The sequence below is a fragment of the Salinicola sp. V024 genome (genome assembly GCF_052645315.1).
The window spans coordinates 120,252-141,265 of sequence record NZ_JBQXYB010000008.1 but is presented as its reverse complement, the minus strand read 5'-3'; the positions used below and the strand labels follow the sequence as shown (position 1 = coordinate 141,265).

Below are 21,014 nucleotides of genomic sequence, written 5' to 3'. Positions count from 1 at the left end.
CCAGGCGCCGAAAGAGTGGCTGGCGACACTCATTTGAGCGCCGCCTCGGCGGATTCCAGGTAACGCTGCTGACGTTCGTCGAAGCGTTGGAAATGCTGCTGCCATGATGACGGCTGAGAGACCTTTTCCACCTGCACTGCCGTTACCTTGTATTCGGGACAGTTGGTGGCCCAGTCGGAGTTGTCGGTGGTGATTACGTTGGCCCCGCTGCCTGGGTGGTGGAAGGTGGTATAGACCACGCCCGGCGCCATGCGATCGCTGACGAGACAGCGCAGCACCGTACGCCCGACCCGGCTGCTGATGCCCAGCCAGTCGCCGTCGCGCAGGCCGCGGAGCTCGGCATCCGAAGGGTGAATTTCCAGCACGTCCTCGGCGTGCCAGGCCACGTTGTCGGTGCGTCGGGTCTGGGCGCCGACGTTGTACTGGCTGAGAATGCGCCCGGTCGTCAGCAGCAGCGGATAGCGGCGGCTGGCGCGCTCCTCGGTGGCCACGTATTCGGTGATGGCGAAGTTGCCCTTGCCGATGGGGAAGTCGAGCGCGTGCATGGTCGGGGTGCCGTCGGGGAAGGCATCGTTGCATGGCCACTGGATGCTGCCTCGCGCTTCGAGCCGGGCATAGCTGACGCCGGTGAAGGTGGGTGTCAGCTGGGCGATTTCGTCCATGATCTCGGAGGGATGGGTGTAGTGCATGGCATAGCCCATCGCGTTGGCCAGGTCCTGGGTGACTTCCCAGTCCTCCTTGCCGGCGACCGGTGGCATCACCTTGCGGACGCGGTTGATGCGCCGCTCGGCGTTGGTGAAGGTGCCGTTCTTCTCGAGGAAGGTGGAACCGGGGAGCAGCACGTGGGCGTACTTGGCGGTCTCGTTGAGGAAGATGTCCTGCACGATCAGGCAGTCCAGCGCGGTCAGGGCTGCTTCGACATGCTGGGTATTGGGATCGGACTGGGCGATATCCTCGCCCTGGACGTAGAGCCCCTTGAAGGTGCCGGCGATGGCCGCGTCGAACATGTTGGGAATGCGCAGCCCCGGCTCGTCGTCGATCGTGGTGTGCCAGACGGCCTCGAACTTCTCGCGCACGGCGGGATCGGCGACGTGCTGGTAGCCCGGCAGCTCGTGGGGAAACGAGCCCATGTCACAGGAGCCCTGGACGTTGTTCTGTCCGCGCAGCGGATTGACCCCCACGCCTTCGCGGCCGATGTTGCCGGTTGCCATCGCCAGATTGGCGATGCCCATGACCATGGTCGAGCCCTGACTGTGTTCGGTGACCCCCAGGCCGTAGTAGATCGCGCCGTTGGCGGCGCTGGCGTAGACGCGAGCGGCCTCGCGGACCTGCACGGCCGGCACGCCGGTGACCGACTCCAGAGCTTCCGGTGAGTGTTGCGCTTCCTGAATGAACTCGCGCCAGCGCTGGTAGGCGTCGCCGTCGCAGCGTTTCGCGATGAAGTCGGCGTCTTCCAGCCCCTCGGTCACCACCACGTGGGCCAGCGAATTCACCAGCGCCACGTTGGTGCCGGGCTTGAGCGGCAGATGCAGGCTCCTGCCGCCATGGGGCGTCTTGAGCAGGTCGATCCGGCGCGGGTCGGCGACGATCAGCGTGGCGCCCTGACGCAGGCGGCGCTTCATCTGGGAGGCAAATACCGGGTGGGCATCGGTGGGATTGGCGCCGATCACCAGAATCGTGTCGGCCTTCATCACCGAATCGAAGGTCTGGGTCCCGGCCGATTCGCCCAACGTGGTCTTGAGGCCGTACCCGGTAGGCGAGTGGCAGACCCGGGCGCAGGTGTCGGTATTGTTGTTGCCGAAAGCGGCGCGGATCAGCTTCTGGACCAGATAGGTCTCTTCGTTGGTACAGCGCGACGAGGTGATGCCGCCGATGCTCTCGCGGCCATAGGTCGACTGCGTCTCCCGGAGGCGTCGCGCGGCGAAGGCGATCGCCTCCTCCCAGGAGACGGGGCGCCACGGTTGGTCGATGCTATCGCGGATCATCGGCTCGCGGATGCGGTCCTTGTGAGTGGCGTAGCCGAAGGCGAAGCGCCCCTTGACGCAGGAGTGGCCGTGATTCGCATCGCCACCCTTGTAGGGCACCATGCGTATCAGCTTGTCGCCCTTCATCTGCGCCTCGAACGAGCAGCCCACCCCGCAGTAGGCGCAGGTGGTCACCACGCTATGCTCGGGCACGCCGTGGTCGATGACGCTTTTCTCCATCAACGTCGACGTCGGGCAGGCCTGCACGCAGGCGCCGCAGGAGACGCACTCCGAATCCATGAACGGCTCGTTCTGGCTGGCGGCGACCTTGGAATCGAAGCCGCGGCCTTCGATGGTCAGGGCGAAGGTGCCCTGGACCTCGTCGCAGGCCCGCACGCAGCGCGAGCAGACGATGCACTTGCTGGGATCGAAGCTGAAATAGGGGTTGGAGTCGTCGATCTCGGCATCCAGATGGTTGGCACCGTCGAAGCCGTAGCGCACCTCGCGCAGACCCACGGCACCGGCCATGTCCTGCAGTTCGCAGTCGCCGTTGGCGGGGCAGGTCAGGCAGTCCAGCGGGTGGTCGGAGATGTAGAGCTCCATGACATTGCGCCGCAGCCTGGCGAGCTTGCCGTTCTGGGTCGTCACCGCCATGCCTTCGGTAACCGGCGTGGTGCACGATGCCGGATAGCCGCGCCGGCCCTCGATCTCCACCGCACAGAGACGACACGAGCCGAAGGCCTCGAGGTTGTCGGACGCGCACAGCTTGGGGATGGTGATACCGGCGAGCGCCGCGGCACGCAGCACCGAGGTGCCTTCAGGCACGCTGATCTCGACGCCATCGATGGTCAGCGGAACCAGGGTTTCCGAGAGTCTTGCCGGCGTTCCCAGGTCACGGTCGAACTGTTTTGGATCGAAATGTTGCAGCATGCCTACCTCCCGCCTTCGGCCCGGGGCCGGATCAGATCATCGGGAAAGTGCTTCATTACGCTCTGGACGGGGAATGGTGTCATCCCGCCCATGGCGCAGAGCGAGCCGTCGACCATGGTGTCGCAGAGATCGGCAAGCAGGACGAGATTCTCCTCGGCCCGCTCGCCGGCGCGGATACGGTCGATCACCTCCACGCCACGCACGGCGCCGATTCGACACGGCGTGCACTTGCCGCAGGATTCGACGCTGCAGAACTCCATCGCAAAGCGCGCCTGATCGCCCATGTCGACGCTGTCGTCGAACATCACCACGCCACCATGGCCGACGACGCCGCCGAACGCGGTGAAGCCTTCGTAATCGATGGGGCTATCCCACTGGCTCTCGGGCAGATAGGCGCCGAGCGGGCCACCGACCTGCACCGCCTTGAGCGGACGGCCACTCTGGGTGCCGCCGCCGAAGTTCTCCATCAGCTCGCGCAGGGTGACGCCGAAGGCCAGTTCGACCAGCCCGCCACGCACCACGTTGCCGGCCAGCTGCACCGCCAGCGTCCCGCGCGACTTGCCCATGCCGTAGTCGGCGTAGGCCTGGCCGCCGTGGTCGAGAATGTAGGGAACGGCGGCCAGTGAGAGCACGTTGTTGACCACGGTAGGGCGGCCGAACAGCCCCTCGATCGCCGGCAGCGGCGGCTTGGCGCGAACCAGGCCGCGCTTGCCTTCGAGGCTCTCCAGCAGCGAGGTCTCCTCGCCGCAGATATAGGCCCCGGCGCCGAGGCGGACTTCAAGGTGGAAGTCCTTGCCGCTGGCGAGGATGTCGTCGCCCAGATAGCCCGCCGTGCGTGCCCGCGAGATCGCCTGCTCGAGGATGGCGTGGGCCAGCGGGTACTCCGAGCGAAGATAGATGTAGCCCTGGGTGGCACCCACCGCGAGACCGGCAATCGCCATGCCTTCGATCAGCAGATAGGGGTCGCATTCCATAATCAGACGGTCGGCGAAGGTACCGGAGTCACCCTCGTCGGCGTTGCAGACGACGTACTTCTGCCCCTCGGGCTGGTCATGCACCGTCTGCCATTTGATCGCGGTGGGGAAGGCGGCCCCGCCGCGGCCGCGCAGCCCCGAGGACTTGACCTCGTCGACGATGCCCTGCGCATCGCGGGCGAGTGCCTTCTTCAATCCTTCGAAGCCACGCAGCGTGGTGTAGCCCTCGAGCGACAGCGGGTCGGTCACGCCGATACGCGAGAACGTCAGGCGCTGCTGGTTACGGAGATAGGGGATCTCCTCGGTCAGCCCCAGCGCCAGCGGATGATTCTGGCGTCCCTCGAACAGGCCGGCTTCGATCAGCGCCTCGACGTCTTCGGGCTCGACCGGCCCGTAAGCGACTCGGCCCTTGGGTGTCTCGACTTCTACCAGCGGCTCCAGCCAGCACAGGCCGCGGGAGCCGTTGCGCACGATCCTTAGATCCAGCGAGCGCTGCCGTGCGGCGCGCTCGAGACGCGCCGCGACGGCGTCTGCGCCCAGCGCGAGCGCGGTGGTGTCGCGAGGAACATAGACGGTGGTCGTCATCATCTCACCTCCACCACGGTGGCCGTGAGCTCTTCGGCCAGCCGATCGAACTTGGCCGCGGTCATGCGGCCGTGAATCTCGTCGTTGACCCGAATCGTCGGCCCGCAGGCGCAGTTGCCCAGGCAATAGACCGGCTCCAGCGTGATCTCGCCGTCGCTCGTGGTGTGGTGGTAATCCACGCCCAGTACCGCTTTGACGTGGCTTTCCAGCTGTCGACAGCCGCGCGCCTGACACGCCTCCGCCCGACACACCTGCACCACACTGCGACCTGGCAGCTGTGTCCGAAAATGGTGGTAGAAGCTGATGATGCCGTGGACGTCGGCGCGTGTATGGCGCAGCGACTCGGCAATGATCGGAATCGCCGCTTCGGGAATGTGTCCGAAGCGATCCTGGATGGCATGAAGCGTGGGCAGCATGGCGCCCGGCATCGATTTATGGGCGTCGATCACGTCCTGAATCTGTGCTGGCGTCCAGGCGCCGACGGTCTGCGGGCTGGCGTGTGGCATGGCCTGGTCATCTCATCAAGCAGTTGGATTTCGTCCGGCGACTCCACCTCTCTCGCCAGCTCTCAGCCAATCGTCTTATAGGAATCGTTGTTCTTAACTGTTTTATGTTGAGTGCCGCTAAACGCCAACCTAGCACTCCCGCGGGGCGCGAGAAATATGAACGAATATGCTTAGAAAAAAGTTGAATATCACGCCGGCGTGGCTGTTTCGCAGCGATGACGGCGAACTGCTCGACCCGGTGCTGTTCCGGCTACTCGCCAATCTGCGCGAGACCGGCAAGCTGACGCGCGCTGCGGAAGCCGCCGGCATCTCCTATCGTCATGCCTGGAATCTCCTCAACCGGGGGGAGGCGTTCTTCGGCATGCCGCTGGCGGATATGCGCAAGGGGCATGGCACCCGGCCATCGCCTCTGGGCGAGAAACTGCTGTGGTCGGAGCAGCGGGTCAGGGCAAGGTTGGAGCCGCAGATCGACAGCATGGCCTCCGAGCTAAACCATCAGCTGCAGCAGTTGCTCGAGGGCGCGCACCCCGTTCTGCGATTGCATGCCAGCCATGGTTATGCGGTGGCGCTACTGCCGGAATGTCCCGGCGAACTCGATCTGCGCTACTGCAATCCGCAGGAAGCGCTGAATGCCCTGGGCCGCGGCGAATGCGACCTGGCCAGCTTCCACGTTCCTTCATGTCCACGGCTCGCCGAGCGGGTGATGCAGGTCTATCGGCCGCAGCTGGAGGGGCAGAGTCAACGAGGGCAGAAGCTCAAGGTCATTCGATTCGTCACTCGCCGACAGGGGTTGATCCTGCGTGGCGAGGACCGAGACCGGATTCAATCGCTGGCGGATCTCACCCGGGCCGACGTCCGCTTCATCAATCGCGACGAGCATTCGGGCACACGCGTGCTGTTCAATCTGCTGCTGACGGAGCACGGCATCGGCGAGGATCAGATTGCGGGCGCGGGGCAGGAAGAGTTCACCCATACCGCGGTGGCGGCCTACGTGGCGGCCGGCATGGCCGATGTCGGTTTTGGTCTGGAGGCGGCGGCGGCGCAGTTCGGCCTCGAGTTTCTGCCGCTCTCCACCGAGCACTATCTGCTGATCTGCCACGAGGATCGGCTCGAGCAGGACAACGTGCAGCAGTTGCTCGCCTTCATGGCCTCGCGGGCATTTCTGGCCGAAGTCGAATCGCTGAGCGGCTACGCGTCGGACCGTTGCGGTGAAGTGGAATCGTTCGAAGCACTGCTGGCGGAGGATCGACGGACCGGTGGCGCATGAAAACTCGGCAACGAGACGAATAACAACGCGACGGCCGGACGCTTGGGAGCGTCCGGCCGTCGTTCATGATGGCGTAGTGTGGAATGGCGGCGGGATCAGAACAGCGCCGCGGCCTTGGCCAGGGCGATGTAGAGCCCGATCAGGAACGGAATGCCCACGCCGAGCCAGGCAAGAACGCCGCCGACACCGAAGCGCCCGCGTGCCGCGGTCTCGGCATTGGCGGCGACACCGTCTTCCTTCTGCAGCGAACGCTCGTGAGCCAGCTCCGCCTCGCCCATCTGCTGCTCCGGCTTGACCGGCTTGATCAGCAGATTGCAGATCAGGCCCAACAGCAGCAGGCCCGCCATGATGTAGAGCGTGCGGTCATAAACGAGACTGGGTTCCACGCCGGCATCGAGCTGCGTCTGGCGAATGGCCGCGATGATCAGCGGGCCGACCAGGCCGGCCGCCGCCCACGCGGTGAGCAGGCGGCCGTGAATCGCGCCGACCATCTGGGTACCGAAAATGTCGGCCAAGTAAGCCGGTACCGTGGCGAAGCCGCCGCCGTACATGCTGAGAATGAGGCAGATCGAGATCACGAACAGCCCGGCCATGCCCAGATGCCCCCACATCGGCAACAGACAGTACGTGACGATGCCGATCACGAAGAAGCAGAAGTAGGTGTTCTTGCGCCCGATCTTGTCCGACAGCGATGCCCAGAACAGACGCCCGACGCTGTTGAACAGGCTGATCAGGCCGACCAGACCGGCTGCCGCGGCGACCACCGCCGCCTGCTGCGCTTCGTTGAGAGCAGCGGCGCTATCCTCGAGACCGACCAGGGCGCCGCCAAAGACGTCCTGCAGCATCGGGCTGGCCATCGAGATCACCGCGATACCGGCGGTCACGTTGAGGAACAGCACGCCCCAGATCAGCCAGAACTGCTTGGTCTTCCACGCCGTCTTCAGGTGGACGTGACCCTGGGTGATCATGGTGTTGGTCTTGGCGTTCTTCGGCGCCGTCCAGCCGGAGGGTTTCCAGCCGTTGGGCGGCACGCGGAAGCCGATCGCGCCGCAAGCCATGACGATGGCATAGATCACACCCATGGTGATCAGCGTCATGGCGACCCCGGTGCCGCCATCGATCGAGTAGTGATTCATCAGCAGCACGGCCAGCGGCGCGCCGACCATGGCGCCGCCGCCGTAACCCATGATGGCAAACCCGGTAGCCATGCCACGACGGTCCGGGAACCACTTGATCAGAGTCGAGACCGGTGTGATGTAGCCCAGCCCCTGGCCGATACCGCCGAGGACGCCGCAGCCCAGATAGACCATCCACAGCTGGTGATTCATGACCCCCAGACCGCCGACGATCAGGCCGCCACCCCAGCACAATGCCGCGATGCAGCCTGCCTTGCGCGGCCCCGCATGTTCGAGCCAGGCGCCCCAGATGGCCGCCGAGACGCCGAGCATCGCAATGAAAATGCCGAAGACATAGGTGACCTGAGGAACGCTCCAGTTACAGCTCGTCGTGGTCAGCGCCTGGAACAGACCGAGGTTGGTGCAGCTGGCGGGCGCGTTGGCGATCTCCTGGCTCATGGGAAGCCAGAACACCGAGAAACCGTAGGCCATGCCGATACACAGATGGATCGCCAGCGCTGCCGTCGGTACCAGCCAGCGGTTGAAATTGGGCCCCGCAACCGTTCTCTCGCGGGAGAAAAACCCCGCTTGGCTGTCGCCGCCGGTTTCCAGCACGGCTTGATTGATCCCACTCATCCTGAACCCTCTTCTTGATTATCGTGTCGTTGGCGCTGCCGGTGCTACCGAGAGGACACCGCGTGCTCTACATCGGCAGGGACGGCGCCTGGCTTGAGCGCTGAACTTATGAACACGAATTCTTATTCTTGGATATCGCTGTATTCACAAGACAGTCGGCAGGATCGAATCAGAGAGGGAAAATGACAACTAGCGGAAATCATTATGCTGCGCCGTGCATACGTGCATACGTGCATACGTGCATACGTGCGACATCGGCTGTCGCTGCAGCGACAGCCGTCGCCAGCGAGGTTCATCGTTTCTGACAAGCGTTACAGACGTTCGCGGAGCCTGCGTCTCAGCCTCCTGCACCGTCTACGTCGGTCACGGCAAAGCAGGTCAACAGCGTGCGCTGCATCAGACTGAAATTGTCGTCGCTGACCATCAGGTAGCGGTGGCCGCCGATTCGGGTCAGGCCTTCGAAATTATCCAGCGACCAGCCATCGTTGTTGGAGAGTCGCGCCAGTTCGCTGACACGCACGCTGCCGTCGGCCTCGAGATGGGCGCGGCGTAACCGGATCACGAGTGAGGCCGGCGGCGTGTAGGCGCGCTCAAGAGTCAGCAGATCGCCGTCCAGGTTTTCCATGGCGGTCAGCGCGCTGTTGGCGTTATCCGCCAACGGATAGCGCCATTCGTGCTGATCGTCGAGGGTGAATAGACGGGTGAGCTTCTCCGGCCAGCCATCGGGTGGGGTTTCGATGCCACCGATGAGGCCGTGGCCGGAAAGCGCGACGATAGCCTCCAGCCCGCCGTTGGGTTCGACGCCCGACAGACCGGCCGGAAAGTGCGGCGGCTCGCTGGCGAGGCCCGAGGGCAGGAAACGCTGCCAGCGAGCGTCGCTTTCTGCACCCGCCGCCGCATGGCTTTCCATCTCGCCCGCCGCGTGACTTTCCGCCTTACCCGCCGCGGGGCCTTCGAAGCCGATCACCAGTTGCGTGTTGCCGCGGATGCCGTCGTCGGCGTTCTCGAGCGTCAACGCTTCGGCGTCGCTACCGGCACTTGCCAGAATGGCGCCGTCCTCGCCGCGTAGCGGGTAAGTATCCAGCGGTTCGTAATCGCGCAGCTCGCCGCTGCCGCTGAACGTCAGACGGGCGCGATGCAGCCAGCCGCGGTCGGAAATCAGAAACAGCATCGCTTCGTCGTCATCCCAGCCGAGGTCGGACAGTCCGCCGACCGGCGTGCCGTCCTGCCACTCCCCGGGCAGCGCCAACGTTCCACACCAGTCGATGTTGGGCGTGCTCGCCAGCAGATCGACCGGCGCAAGAGCCGTTCGCTGAGGCACGGCGCTGCAGCCGGCGAGCAACACCGGCCCCAGCCATGCGATGATTGTGGCAAGCCTGAGAGATGACAGCGACATGAGCGCTTTTCCTTCGACCGTGACTGCCAGTCAGTATATCCACAATCCCCGATTCGTTGATGACAACCGCTGGCCCCGTAAGGGGGCCAGCGCGGCGTAGGCAGGCTTCGACTTCCCTCCACTCATTCCAGCAGGCCCCATAGCCCGATGGTCAGAGAGGGAAACGCGCAAAGCAGGATCACGACGCACATCGTCGCCAGGACGAAGGGTATGACGGCGCGAAAAACGGCTGAAGGGGCCACATTGGCAATCTGGGACGTGATGAACACCAGCAGTCCCACGGGTGGCGAGACGCCGCCGAGTTGCAGCGTGACGATCATGATGATGCCCAGTTGGATGGGGTCGATACCGGCATTGATCATCATGGGCAGGAACAGCGGGGCGATGATCAGCATGGCTGGAGTGAGGTCCAGGAACATGCCTGCAGCCACCAGCACGAGAATGAGGATGAAAAAGAGCCCCAGCGGCCCTTCTGCCGCCGTACCGGCCCAGCCGACGATCGCCTGAGGCACCTGCTCGGCAATCAGGATCCAGGCAAAAGGTACCGACGACGCGATGATGAATCCGATCAGGGCTGCATCCATGGCACAGTCACTGAAAGCACGGTAGAACGTTTTCCAGCCGTACTCCTTGAACACCATTTTGCCCAGGATAAAGGTCCAGAAGAGGGCGACGACGCCTGCCTCGGTGGCCGTTATGATCCCGAAGCGAATTCCGCCCAATACGCCGACGGTGATGACCAACACGGGGAGTGCCCTGAGAAAGCTGTTACGCACGGTCAGCCACGGGGCGTGCTGACTGGAGGACTGATAGTCGCGTCGAACCGAAATGGCATAGGCGACGCCCATCAGGGCCAGCGCGATCAAGACCGCCGGTAGAACGCCTGCCGTGAACAACTTGGCCACCGAGACGTTGGCAACGGAGGCATAGACCAGCATGGCGATGGCCGGGGGCACGACATTGGGCAATATCGCCGAAGAAGCACTGACGGCACAGGAGAAAGCCGGCGAATAGCCGCGCTTGACCATCTCGGGAACGAGGATTTTGGTGCTGCTGGCGGCATCGGCACTGGACGAACCGGAGATGCCGCCCACCATCAGGCTGTTGAGGATATTGACGTGTGCAAGGCCGCCACGGAAATGGCCCACGAGAGAGACGGCAAACTCGATCAATCGAGCGGACAGCCCGCCGAGATTCAGCAGATATCCTGTCGACAGAAAGAAGGGAATGGCCAGAAGAATGAATTTGGTCGAGCCGGTCACCATATTCTGAACGACAGCGGGAGGCGGCAGGATAAAAGACGCCGAGCTGGCAATGAAGACGGCCAGTACCAGAGCGAAAGCCACGGGCACGCCGATGGCGATCGCCAGAAAGAATGCCGCGAGCATCACGAGACTGGGTGAAAAGCCGCCCAGAAAGGCGAGGCCGCCGGCGTCGATCCACTGGAACAGTAGCCAGGCGACGCCGATGCACACGAGGTTGCGTAGACAACCCTGCAGAGAGTCGACGCGGCGGACCAGCAGGAATCCCAGCGAAATGAGAGCCGATGCGGGAATCACGGCATATTTGATGGATTTGGGCCATTGCAGGCTGGCGCTCAGCCCCCCGACCATATCGGTCAGCTGCATGCCTCCCGAATACATCATGATCAACGTCAGCGCCAATAGCATGGTGGCTACTGGCTCGAGCAGTGCTTGCACCATTGGCAGCCGCGCCAGAGGCAGCAGATCCGCCACGACATGACGACTGCGCCGCACGCCCAGCGCTGCGCCCAGGAAAATCAGCCAGGTGAAGCACCAGATGGCGAATTCTTCGGTCCACGAAAAGGAGCTGTTGAACACATAGCGGGCGATGACCCCGGTGAGAACCGCGACGGACATCGCAACCAGGATGGTGAATACGGAAAGCCGGACGAGACCTTCCAGGCGAGCTGCCGATCGATCGAGCAGCGATATTGCAGAGGAGAGAGCGGGTTGATCGGCAGCCATGATGCCACCTCCAGGAAAGGGATCGATCGTCAATGACAGGTGCGCCACCCAGGCCCGGCCTGGGTGGCGCGAAAGCTTACTTGGCGTTGCGAATCAGTTCGACCAGTTCGGATCCGTTGGGAATCTGATCGATGTACTTGTCCCGTACGGGGGCCATCGCTTCCATCCACGGTGTCTTGTCGTCGATATCGATGATGGTGGCGCCATCAGCGACCGTCTGTTTCAGCGCTTCCTCGTCATCCTTCTGACGCATTTCCGGGACATGGGACTGGACCTCGAGCGCCGCCTTGGTGATCGCCTGCTGGTAGTTTTCGGGGAGCCGCTTCCACCAGTTCTGTGCGACGACCCAGGTGCCCATGGCATAGATATGGTCGGTTTTTACATAGTAAGGCGCGACCTCATAGAAGCGATTCGTCAAATAATTGGTTGCCGTATTGTCGAAGAAGTCAATGACGCCAGTTTGCATGGAATTGTAGATTTCGGGTGCCGGAACCGGCGTCGGGTTGGCCCCGGCTTCTCTCCACGCGTCCACATGCAATGGGCTCTGGATGACGCGCATCTTTTTACCCTGAATGTCGTCGATGGAGTGAATCGGGAAGCTGCTCATCAGTTCACGCACACCGTTGACGGTGAAGCCGAGCAGATGAAAGCCCTGATCCTCGAAGCTCGAGGAGAGCGCTTCGGTAAGTGGCTCGCTGAGCGCCGTAGCGTTGGCTTCGTCGGTAATGACGTAGGGAAGATCCAGGACCTGGACCTCGGGCACCCAGGATGACAGCACCGAGCTGGTGATGATCCCCATCTGCACGGAGCCCAGCCGGATGCCTTCTGCGGACTCGGTTTCTCCTCCCAGAACGCTGTTGGGAAATAGCTTGATATCCACGTTGTCGTCGGTGCGTTCACGGACCAGGTCGGCAAACTCCTGAGCGGCCTTGTACTTGGTATTTCCCTCGGGAACGTCCAGTGACAGTTTCGCATTGTACTGTGCCGCGCTGGCGGAAATGCTACCCATGGCCATGGCAACGCCGAAGGATACCGCGGCAAGACGGGGAGCGTGTTTCAGGATGGTATGTGTCGTCATGTCATGTCCCTCTGGGAGTTTATGCTGATGTGTCGATCGATTGAATTTTTGTAGGAAAAGGCTGTTTTTATTGTTGGTGAGCCTGACGTCGGCGGATGATTAGACCGTATCCAACTCCAGACCCACGTTCAGAAGCTTCGGATCGACGTTTCGCTCGATGGCGTTCACGGTCGCGCCCATGAAATCCATCAGACGATCCGAAGCCTTGGCTGCCGCCTGCGCATCCTGAGCAAGAACGGCTCGCAGAACCCCGAGATGACCGTGAACGGTGTCGGCCAGATCCTGGTTCGGTTTGGCGTGCGTGTGATAGATCCATCCGATTCGACGAAACATGGTGTGCAAGGGCCGCAACGAGTACTCCAGAAAGGGTTCGTCACAGATTTTCAGTATCTGCGCGTCGATTTGAAGATCGAAACGATTGAACGTCGAGAGCGACATCGAAGCTGACTGCTCTTCCATGGCCTGGGAAATCTGGCCCAACAGGGTTCGCTGTTGCGGTGAAGATTTTTCGCAGGCCAGCGTGACGAGAAATCGCTCCATATCTCGTCGAAGCTTGAGCAAAATCGCCGTTCGCGGCAGGTCGACGGGCGCGATCTGAACACCTTGACGGGGTCGTATCGTGATCAGCGTGTCCGAGGCCAGTCGGGTTACCGCCTGATAGACCGGCATGCGGTTATAGCCTGTCATATCCTGAAGATCTCGAATTCGCAGATAACTACCGGGTCTTAGCCGACAGGTAACTATCAGCTCTTCGATTTCCTTGTAAGCGTGCTCCAGCAGGCTCTTATTGTCGCGGCCTTTGTCCTGAGGCACCGGTAACGCTATGTCCTGGCCATCTGGCATGATGTCGGGTCCGGTCGATAATGGAACAGTGGGGCAATATAAGCTGCGGTACGGCTGAGTTTTCAGTCGAAATCCCGCTTTTAAAGCACCGATATCATGCCGCCGTCGGCGTAGATAATTTGCCCGTTGATATAGTCGGAAGCCTGGGATGACAGGTACAACACGGTTCCGATAAGCTCTTCTGGCCTGCCCCATCGTCCCGCCGGCGTTCGCCCTTTGACCCAGGCGTCGAATTCGGCATTGGCGGTCAATGCCTCGTTCATGTCGGTCAGCATATAACCGGGGCCAATGGCGTTGGCCTGAAGGCCCAAGCCGCCCCATTCCGCCGCCATGGCCTTGGTCAGCATCTTGATGCCGCCCTTGGCCACGGTATACGGGGCGACCGTGGCGCGCGCGAGTTCGCTGGTCAGTGAGCCGATGTTAATGATCTTGCCATGGCCGCGTTCGACCATGCGTTTGGCCGCTTCACGACCGACCACGAACGCCGAGGTCAGATTGGTATCGAGAACTCGCTGCCAGTCGGCGGTTTCGAGCTCTAGCATGGGTTTACGAAACTGAATGCCGGCGTTATTGATTAGAATGTCGATCGTGATTCCCGCGTTATCGAACCGGTTGAAGGCCTCCTTGACGGCGTGATCATCGGTGACGTCAAAGGCGGCAATCTGGACCTCATGACCCGCCTGAGACATCTCTTCAGCGGTAATGGAGAGCCGTTCCTCGTTGATACCGTTGAGAATGACCTTGGCGCCGGCGGATGCCAGACCTTCCGCGAAAGCGCGGCCCAAGCCTCTCGACGAACCCGTCACCAGTGCGGTCTTTCCGGTCAGGTTGAATAGCTGAATCGACATTCGCGACTTCCTTGTTTTTCGATTGAGTTCATGAAGCGCCTATCGCCATTCTTTTCCTGCGTGTTGAAGAATCAATCTCCCAGCGAAACGGTAGATGCTGTCCGGTTAACCCGAATATGACGACTTAGTGATGCCGATTTCGCTGTGATATTTTTTGATATATCAGGAATAACAGCGCCGCCAAATGGCGTCAAACAGACTTTGGGTCGATCTCGATGGCGGCGCTTTTCCTTTTCGTGACTTTGTTGTTAGAGTTTGATTCCAAAGGATTTTATGTGCGTTAGGCTTTGGTTTATGAGGCTAAAGTTTAGTCTTTATAGGGCCGAATCATTGTCCCTTGTCATGTCTGATGGCACTCGATACGCGGCAGGTTTTATTTAGCGCGTTTATCGTTCTCCCGATAATTTAGTCGCCTGCCGGGTTTTCTGGGTCAGCTGCAAGCTTGCCTAGATGCACTTTTTTAAAAGCAGGTCCTGGCGATCCTGTCTTCAATTTTTCTAGCGCTCGACTCGAAACACGAACGAATGACGGCGTTCGTTGGAGGCGCGGGGGTGTGGCATTGATATACTGCTGCCAATGACGGTCATCGGCGCGGTGAATCTGCGCCAAACCAAACCAGGGCGACGCAACGGGAGGAAGCATGACGCGGATTGCGATCATGGGGGCGGCAGGCCGGATGGGGCGTATCTTGCTGGAAGCCACACACCACAGCGACGCCGCGAAGCTGGGCGCGGCGATCGTGCGCCCGGAGAGTTCGCTGCTGGGGTGCGACGCCGGCGAAATGGCCGGACTCGGCAAGCTCGGCGTCACCTTGCTGGGCTCGCTGGATGAGGCGAGAGACGATTTCGACGTACTGATCGACTTCTCCACCCCGGCGTTGACGCTGGAGAACCTCGCCTGGTGCGCCGACAACGACAAGGCGATCGTGATCGGTACGACAGGCCTCGATGAAAGTCAGCTGAAGGCTCTCGACGGTTTTGCCGCGCGAGTGCCGATGGTGTTTGCCGCCAACATGAGCACGGGTATCAACCTGACGGTGAATCTGCTCAAGACCGCGGCCAGGGCGCTGGGTGATGCTGGCTACGACATCGAAGTGATCGAGGCGCACCATCGTCACAAGGTCGATGCGCCTTCCGGAACCGCGCTGATGCTGGGCGAGGCGGTAGCCGAACCGCTGGGTCGCGATCTGAAGACGCACGGCGTATTCGAGCGGGTTGGCCAGGTGGGGCCGCGGGATCCCCAGGAGATCGGCTTCGCCACGGTGCGTGGCGGCGATATCGTCGGCGAGCACACGGTGCTGTTCGCGGCCGAGGGCGAGCGTATCGAAATCACCCACAAGGCCTCGAGTCGGCTGACGTTCGGCAATGGCGCCGTGCGTGCGGCGGCGTGGCTGGCCGGGCGTCCGGCAGGTCGCTACGACATGCAGGATGTACTGGGCTTGAAAGACTAGCGTTGCGAAGACCTGAGCTTGCGGAGCCGGGTGGCGCGGAAAACCGGTGGCGTGGAAGAGCAAGCCGGCGCGGCATGGTGATGAATCGCGATCTTCACTGGAGCCGGAAGTCGGTTTCCGGTATCATTTCGCCAATTTGGCCGGGCCAGCGCTGCGGGCATCAAGATTGCCCCAGAGATTGAAGATTCGCCGCTCTCGATGCGGCAATCAGCATAATGAAGCGGGATGAAACCGGTCTTACCGGATTTCGTCCCGCTTTTTTACGACCTTGCGGCGGCTTGGACGGTCAATACGAAGTGAGGGCGTGATGCCAGGCCTAGACGCCATGTGTTGATGGGCGTGTTTTGATATCCAGTTTGATGACCAGTGAAGGAGGATGTTGCCTTGAACAGACCCGCGATACTGGCTCTTGAAGACGGTAGTGTATTTCACGGTACTGCGATCGGAGCCGATGGACGAACCAGCGGGGAGGTGGTCTTCAATACCGCCATGACCGGTTATCAGGAAATTCTCACCGACCCTTCCTACACCCGACAGATCGTGACCCTGACCTACCCGCATATCGGCAACACCGGCATCAACCTCGAAGACGTCGAGTCGACCCGCATCTGCGCGGCCGGCCTCGTGATTCGTGATCTACCGCTGATCGCCAGCAATTTCCGCAGCACCACATCGCTCTCCGAGTATCTCGCCGCGCAGAACGTCATTGGCATCGCCGATATCGATACCCGTCGGCTGACGCGCATTCTGCGCAGCAAGGGCTCGCTGGACGGGGCCATTCTGGCCGGTGCAGAAGCTCAGGGCGATGACGCCGTCGAGCGGGCTCTGGCGGCTGCCCAGGCCTTTCCGGGGCTCAAGGGCATGGATCTGGCCAAGGAAGCCTCCTGCCAGTCCAGCTACCAGTGGACCGAGGGCGAATGGGCTTTGGGTCAGGGATATGCCGATACCGCCAGCGCTGAGCGCCCCTATCACGTGGTCGCCTACGACTACGGGGTCAAGCACAACATCCTGCGCATGCTCGCGTCCCGCGGCTGCCGCCTGACCGTGGTGCCGGCGCAGACCCCGGCCGCCGAAGTGCTGGCGATGAACCCGGACGGCGTCTTCCTGGCCAACGGACCGGGCGATCCCGAGCCCTGCGATTACGCGATCACGGCGATTCGCGAGATTCTCGAGACCGACGTTCCGGTATTCGGCATCTGCCTGGGTCATCAGCTGCTGGCGCTGGCCGCCGGCGCCAAGACCGTGAAGATGAACCACGGCCATCACGGCGCCAATCATCCGGTCCAGGATCTGGACTCGGGGCAGGTGATGATCACCAGTCAGAATCACGGCTTTGCCGCCGACGAGACCACGCTGCCCGCCAACGTGCGAACCACGCACCGCTCGCTGTTCGATGGCACCCTCCAGGGGATCGAGTTGACCGATCGTCCGGCGTTCAGCTTCCAGGGCCACCCCGAGGCAAGCCCCGGGCCGCGCGATGTCTCGCCGCTGTTCGATCGGTTCGTGACGATGATGCAGAGCCGTCAGCGGCAGGTCGCCTGAGCCGTCAGCGGCAGGTCGCATGAGCCTTCAGCGACAGGTCGCATGATCCATCAGCGACGAGTCGCTCACGCCCTCAGCGGCAGTTTGGAATTTAGTCATCCTGGGTCGGCGCCAGCCGCCGACACCACCATTTTCGACGAGTGTTAGCGCATGCCAAAACGTACGGATCTCGACAGCATTCTGATCATCGGCGCCGGCCCCATCGTCATCGGGCAAGCGTGCGAATTCGACTACTCCGGGGCCCAGGCCTGCAAGGCGCTGCGCGAAGAGGGTTATCGCGTCATCCTGGTCAACTCCAATCCGGCGACCATCATGACCGATCCGGTGATGGCGGATGCCACCTACATCGAGCCGATCACCTGGCAGACGGTGGAGAAGATCATCGAGCGCGAGCGGCCGTCGGCGATCCTGCCGACCATGGGCGGCCAGACCGCGCTCAACTGCGCGCTGGAACTCGACAAGCACGGCGTGCTCGAGAAGTACGGCGTGGAGATGATCGGCGCCAACGCCGATGCCATCAACAAGGCGGAAGACCGCGATCTGTTCGACAAGGCGATGAAGAACATCGGTCTCGAGTGTCCCAAGGCCGAAGTCGCCCACAGCATGGATGAAGCGTGGAGAATCCAGGCAACGCTCGGATTCCCGGTGATCATCCGCCCCTCCTACACCATGGGCGGTTCCGGTGGCGGCGTCGCGTATAACAAGGAGGAGTTCGAGGAGATCTGCGATCGCGGGTTCGAGCTTTCCAACAACCACGAGCTGCTGATCGACGAGTCGCTGCTGGGTTGGAAGGAGTACGAGATGGAGGTCGTTCGTGACAAGAACGACAACTGCATCATCGTCTGCGCGATCGAGAACTTCGACCCGATGGGCGTGCATACCGGCGACTCCATCACCGTCGCGCCAGCGCAGACGCTGACCGACAAGGAGTACCAGATCATGCGTAACGCATCGCTTGCGGTGCTGCGCGAGATCGGTGTCGAGACCGGGGGTTCCAACGTCCAGTTCGGCGTCGACCCGGACACCGGGCGCATGGTCGTGATCGAGATGAACCCGCGGGTGTCGCGTTCGTCGGCGCTGGCCTCCAAGGCGACGGGTTTCCCGATCGCCAAGATCGCCGCCAAGCTGGCGGTGGGCTACACCCTGGACGAACTGCAGAATGACATCACTGGCGGCGCCACGCCGGCGTCTTTCGAGCCGTCGATCGACTATGTCGTGACCAAGATTCCACGCTTCACCTTCGAGAAGTTCCCCCAGGCCAACGATCGTCTGACCACGCAGATGAAGTCGGTGGGCGAGGTGATGGCGATCGGGCGGACGTTCCAGGAGTCGATGCACAAGGCGCTGCGCGGCCTCGAAATCGGTGCCGACGGCCTCGATCCGAAAGTCTCCGACTTCGGCCCGGAAAACATGGCGCTGATCAAGGGCGAGCTGCAGGCCGCCGGCGCCGACCGCATCTTCTATATTGGCGATGCCATGCGCAGCGGCATGAGCGTCGACGAGATCTTCGCGCTGACCCATATCGACCGCTGGTTCCTGGTCCAGCTCGAGGATCTGATTCTGACCGAGGCGGCCGTTACCAAGCGCTCACTGCACGATCTGAGTGCCGATGAGCTCTACCGTCTCAAGCGCAAGGGCTTTTCCGACGCGCGCCTGGCCACACTGCTGGGCGTCTCCGAGAGTGAATTCCGTCAGCGCCGTCAGCAGCTCGATATCCGCCCGGTCTACAAGCGGGTCGATACCTGCGCGGCTGAATTCGCTTCCGATACCGCCTACATGTATTCGACCTACGAGGAAGAGTGCGAGGCGGAGGTCACGGATCGCCAGAAGATCATGGTGCTGGGCGGCGGGCCCAACCGGATCGGCCAGGGGATCGAGTTCGACTACTGCTGCGTGCATGCGGCGCTGGCCATGCGCGAGGATGGTTACGAGACCATCATGGTCAACTGCAACCCGGAAACTGTCTCCACGGACTACGACACCTCCGATCGACTCTACTTCGAGCCGGTCACGCTGGAAGACGTGCTCGAGATCGCCGACAAGGAGAAGCCGGTCGGGGTGATCGTGCAGTTCGGCGGTCAGACGCCGCTGAAACTGGCGCGGGCCCTGGAAGCCGCCGGCGTGCCGATCATCGGTACCACGCCGGACGCCATCGATCGCGCCGAGGATCGCGAGCGCTTCCAGCAGATGATCGACAAGCTGGGTCTCAAGCAGCCGCCCAACGCCACCGCGCGCAGTTTCGAAGATGCCTTCGCCAAGGCCGAGAAGATCGGCTATCCGCTGGTCGTGCGGCCGAGCTACGTGCTCGGCGGCCGGGCCATGGAGATCGTCTATACCGCCGAAGAGCTCGAGCGCTACATGACCCATGCGGTCAAGGTCTCCAACGATTCGCCGGTACTGCTGGATCACTTCCTCAATGCCGCCATCGAGATCGATATCGATGCGGTCAGTGACGGCGAGCAGGTCGTCATTGGCAGCATCATGCAGCATATCGAGCAGGCCGGCGTGCACTCCGGCGACTCGGCGTGTTCGCTGCCGCCCTACTCGTTGCCGATGGAGGTGCAGGACGAGATGCGCGAGCAGGTCAAGCGCATGGCCGTCGAGCTCAACGTGGTCGGCCTGATGAACGTGCAGCTCGCCTGGCAGGACGGTGAAATCTACATCATCGAGGTCAATCCGCGCGCCTCGCGTACGGTGCCGTTCGTGTCCAAATGCATCGGCACGTCGCTGGCGCAGATCGCGGCGCGCTGCATGGCCGGCCAGTCGTTGGCCGACCAGAACTTCACCCGCGAGTTGATTCCGGATTTCTACGCGGTCAAGGAGGCGGTGTTCCCGTTCAACAAGTTCCCGGGTGTCGATCCGATCCTGTCGCCGGAGATGAAGTCGACCGGCGAGGTGATGGGCAGCGGTGCGACCTTCGCGGAAGCGTTCTACAAGGCGCAGCTGGGGGCCGGCGAGGCGATTCCGCGATTGACCGGCGAGCGCCAGGCGTTCCTCTCGGTACGCGAACCCGACAAGCAGGGTGTTATCGAGGTAGCTCAATCTCTGCTAGCCTTGGGCTTCAGTTTAGTGGCAACACGTGGCACGGCCAGGGCTCTGGAAGAGGCTGGTCTGTCCGTTGCCGTCGTCAACAAGGTTTTTGAAGGCCGTCCGCATATCGTCGATCTGCTCAAGAACGACGAAATCGCCTATATCGTGAATACCACGGAAGGCCGCCAGGCGATCAACGACTCCTCGGTCATCCGGCGCACGGCGCTGGCACGCAAGGTACCCTATGCCACGACCCTGGCGGGTGCGCGTGCGGTGTGCATGGCGCTGGAGTACGGAAACGAGATCACGGTGCGGCGGCTGCAGGAACAGCATGCAGGAGTAGTCAATGAATAAGGTCCCGATGACCGTCCACGGCGAACAGGCCTTGCGTCAGGAGCTGGAGCAGTTGAAAGGCGTGGAGCGTCCGCGAGTCATCAACGACATTGCGGTCGCCCGCGAGCACGGCGATCTCAAGGAGAATGCCGAATATCATGCCGCCCGCGAGCAGCAGGGATTCATCGAAGGGCGTATCCAGGAGATCGAGGGCAAGCTGTCATTGGCTCAGGTCATCGATGTGGCCAAGATACCCAACACCGGTAAGGTGATCTTCGGTGTCACCGTCGAGCTGCTCAATCTGGAGACCGATGAAGAAGTGCGCTATCGGATCGTCGGCGAGGACGAGGCCGGGATCAAGGACGGAAAGATATCGGTGACTTCGCCCATTGCGCGTGCGCTGATCGGCAAGCAGGCGGGCGACGTGGTCAACGTCCGCACGCCGGGTGGCGATGTGGAGTACGAGATCTCCGGCGTCGAGCATCTTTGACCGCTCACGCGCAGCAGCGCGTCGGCCAAACGGCGTTGA

The 21,014-nt window shown here is 62.1% G+C and carries 14 protein-coding genes; 5 read left to right on the top strand and 9 right to left on the bottom strand.

The genetic code is table 11. The annotated features are described in order from the left end of the window. Nucleotides 1-29 precede the first annotated feature (29 nt). From fdhF to ACUN9V_RS13225, 3 genes are read right to left on the bottom strand one after another with little or no spacing between them, the layout of a single operon-like run. On the bottom strand, nt 30-2,894 hold the full coding sequence (gene fdhF / locus ACUN9V_RS13235) for a formate dehydrogenase subunit alpha (protein WP_445511726.1): 2,865 nt from the start codon (nt 2,892-2,894) through the stop codon (nt 30-32). Between the two features lie 2 nt (nt 2,895-2,896). Then, nucleotides 2,897-4,453 carry a formate dehydrogenase beta subunit gene (locus ACUN9V_RS13230; protein WP_445511763.1) on the bottom strand — a complete coding sequence of 519 codons (1,557 nt, stop codon included), beginning with the start codon at nt 4,451-4,453 and terminating at the stop codon, nt 2,897-2,899. Next, entirely contained in the window at nt 4,453-4,959 is a 507-nt protein-coding gene (locus ACUN9V_RS13225; protein ID WP_445511725.1) for a formate dehydrogenase subunit gamma, read from the bottom strand. The genes ACUN9V_RS13230 and ACUN9V_RS13225 overlap by 1 nt, the downstream gene beginning before the upstream one ends. 166 nt (nt 4,960-5,125) lie before the next feature. Between ACUN9V_RS13225 and ACUN9V_RS13220 the strand changes: the two genes are divergently transcribed. Next, nucleotides 5,126-6,226 carry a substrate-binding domain-containing protein gene (locus ACUN9V_RS13220; protein ID WP_445511724.1) on the top strand — a complete coding sequence of 367 codons (1,101 nt, stop codon included), beginning with the start codon at nt 5,126-5,128 and terminating at the stop codon, nt 6,224-6,226. A gap of 95 nt (nt 6,227-6,321) precedes the next feature. Here the strand turns inward: ACUN9V_RS13220 and ACUN9V_RS13215 are convergent, their stop codons facing one another. From ACUN9V_RS13215 to ACUN9V_RS13190, 6 genes are all read right to left on the bottom strand, one after another. Then, nucleotides 6,322-7,977, bottom strand: coding sequence for an OFA family MFS transporter (locus ACUN9V_RS13215; RefSeq protein ID WP_445511723.1), 1,656 nt, complete (start codon nt 7,975-7,977; stop codon nt 6,322-6,324). A gap of 337 nt (nt 7,978-8,314) precedes the next feature. Continuing rightward, a complete protein-coding gene (locus ACUN9V_RS13210; protein WP_445511722.1) occupies nt 8,315-9,373 on the bottom strand; it encodes an esterase-like activity of phytase family protein in 1,059 nt (352 codons plus the stop codon). 122 nt (nt 9,374-9,495) lie between these two features. Further along, a complete protein-coding gene (locus tag ACUN9V_RS13205) occupies nt 9,496-11,361 on the bottom strand; it encodes a TRAP transporter large permease (RefSeq protein WP_445511721.1) in 1,866 nt (621 codons plus the stop codon). Nucleotides 11,362-11,437: 76 nt separating this feature from the next. Further along, nucleotides 11,438-12,439, bottom strand: a complete 1,002-nt coding sequence (locus tag ACUN9V_RS13200) for a TRAP transporter substrate-binding protein (protein ID WP_445511720.1) — start codon at nt 12,437-12,439, stop codon at nt 11,438-11,440. 99 nt (nt 12,440-12,538) lie between these two features. Continuing rightward, complete coding sequence (locus tag ACUN9V_RS13195) at nt 12,539-13,477, bottom strand: GntR family transcriptional regulator (RefSeq protein ID WP_445511719.1); 939 nt, start codon at nt 13,475-13,477, stop codon at nt 12,539-12,541. Beyond that, on the bottom strand, nt 13,363-14,130 hold the full coding sequence (locus ACUN9V_RS13190) for an SDR family oxidoreductase (protein WP_445511718.1): 768 nt from the start codon (nt 14,128-14,130) through the stop codon (nt 13,363-13,365). The genes ACUN9V_RS13195 and ACUN9V_RS13190 overlap by 115 nt, the downstream gene beginning before the upstream one ends. A gap of 640 nt (nt 14,131-14,770) precedes the next feature. Between ACUN9V_RS13190 and dapB the strand changes: the two genes are divergently transcribed. The 4 genes from dapB (at nt 14,771) to greA (ending at nt 20,975) form a co-directional block, all read left to right on the top strand. Then, the gene (gene dapB, locus ACUN9V_RS13185) at nt 14,771-15,580 is read left to right on the top strand and encodes a 4-hydroxy-tetrahydrodipicolinate reductase (RefSeq protein WP_445511717.1); all 810 of its coding nucleotides are present in this window, start codon (nt 14,771-14,773) and stop codon (nt 15,578-15,580) included. A 384-nt stretch (nt 15,581-15,964) separates the two neighbouring features. Continuing rightward, complete coding sequence (carA, locus tag ACUN9V_RS13180) at nt 15,965-17,122, top strand: glutamine-hydrolyzing carbamoyl-phosphate synthase small subunit (protein WP_075560498.1); 1,158 nt, start codon at nt 15,965-15,967, stop codon at nt 17,120-17,122. A gap of 150 nt (nt 17,123-17,272) precedes the next feature. Next, complete coding sequence (gene carB / locus ACUN9V_RS13175) at nt 17,273-20,506, top strand: carbamoyl-phosphate synthase large subunit (RefSeq protein WP_110693133.1); 3,234 nt, start codon at nt 17,273-17,275, stop codon at nt 20,504-20,506. Beyond that, nucleotides 20,499-20,975: a transcription elongation factor GreA gene (greA, locus tag ACUN9V_RS13170; protein ID WP_075560500.1), complete on the top strand. Its 477-nt coding sequence runs from the start codon at nt 20,499-20,501 to the stop codon at nt 20,973-20,975. The genes carB and greA overlap by 8 nt, the downstream gene beginning before the upstream one ends. The last annotated feature ends 39 nt before the right edge of the window (nt 20,976-21,014 follow it).

What these genes read in the sequence shown, in the direction of transcription:
- ACUN9V_RS13225 (WP_445511725.1), bottom strand. Translation starts at nt 4,959, where the DNA reads ATGCCACACGCCAGCCCGCAGACCGTCGGCGCCTGGACGCCAGCACAG.
- ACUN9V_RS13230 (WP_445511763.1), bottom strand. Translation starts at nt 4,453, where the DNA reads ATGACGACCACCGTCTATGTTCCTCGCGACACCACCGCGCTCGCGCTG.
- ACUN9V_RS13210 (WP_445511722.1), bottom strand. Translation starts at nt 9,373, where the DNA reads ATGTCGCTGTCATCTCTCAGGCTTGCCACAATCATCGCATGGCTGGGG.
- ACUN9V_RS13200 (WP_445511720.1), bottom strand. Translation starts at nt 12,439, where the DNA reads ATGACGACACATACCATCCTGAAACACGCTCCCCGTCTTGCCGCGGTA.
- greA (WP_075560500.1), top strand. Translation starts at nt 20,499, where the DNA reads ATGAATAAGGTCCCGATGACCGTCCACGGCGAACAGGCCTTGCGTCAG.
- ACUN9V_RS13220 (WP_445511724.1), top strand. Translation starts at nt 5,126, where the DNA reads ATGCTTAGAAAAAAGTTGAATATCACGCCGGCGTGGCTGTTTCGCAGC.
- ACUN9V_RS13195 (WP_445511719.1), bottom strand. Translation starts at nt 13,477, where the DNA reads ATGGGGCAGGCCAGAAGAGCTTATCGGAACCGTGTTGTACCTGTCATC.
- ACUN9V_RS13190 (WP_445511718.1), bottom strand. Translation starts at nt 14,130, where the DNA reads ATGTCGATTCAGCTATTCAACCTGACCGGAAAGACCGCACTGGTGACG.
- fdhF (WP_445511726.1), bottom strand. Translation starts at nt 2,894, where the DNA reads ATGCTGCAACATTTCGATCCAAAACAGTTCGACCGTGACCTGGGAACG.
- ACUN9V_RS13205 (WP_445511721.1), bottom strand. Translation starts at nt 11,361, where the DNA reads ATGGCTGCCGATCAACCCGCTCTCTCCTCTGCAATATCGCTGCTCGAT.
- carB (WP_110693133.1), top strand. Translation starts at nt 17,273, where the DNA reads ATGCCAAAACGTACGGATCTCGACAGCATTCTGATCATCGGCGCCGGC.
- dapB (WP_445511717.1), top strand. Translation starts at nt 14,771, where the DNA reads ATGACGCGGATTGCGATCATGGGGGCGGCAGGCCGGATGGGGCGTATC.
- ACUN9V_RS13215 (WP_445511723.1), bottom strand. Translation starts at nt 7,977, where the DNA reads ATGAGTGGGATCAATCAAGCCGTGCTGGAAACCGGCGGCGACAGCCAA.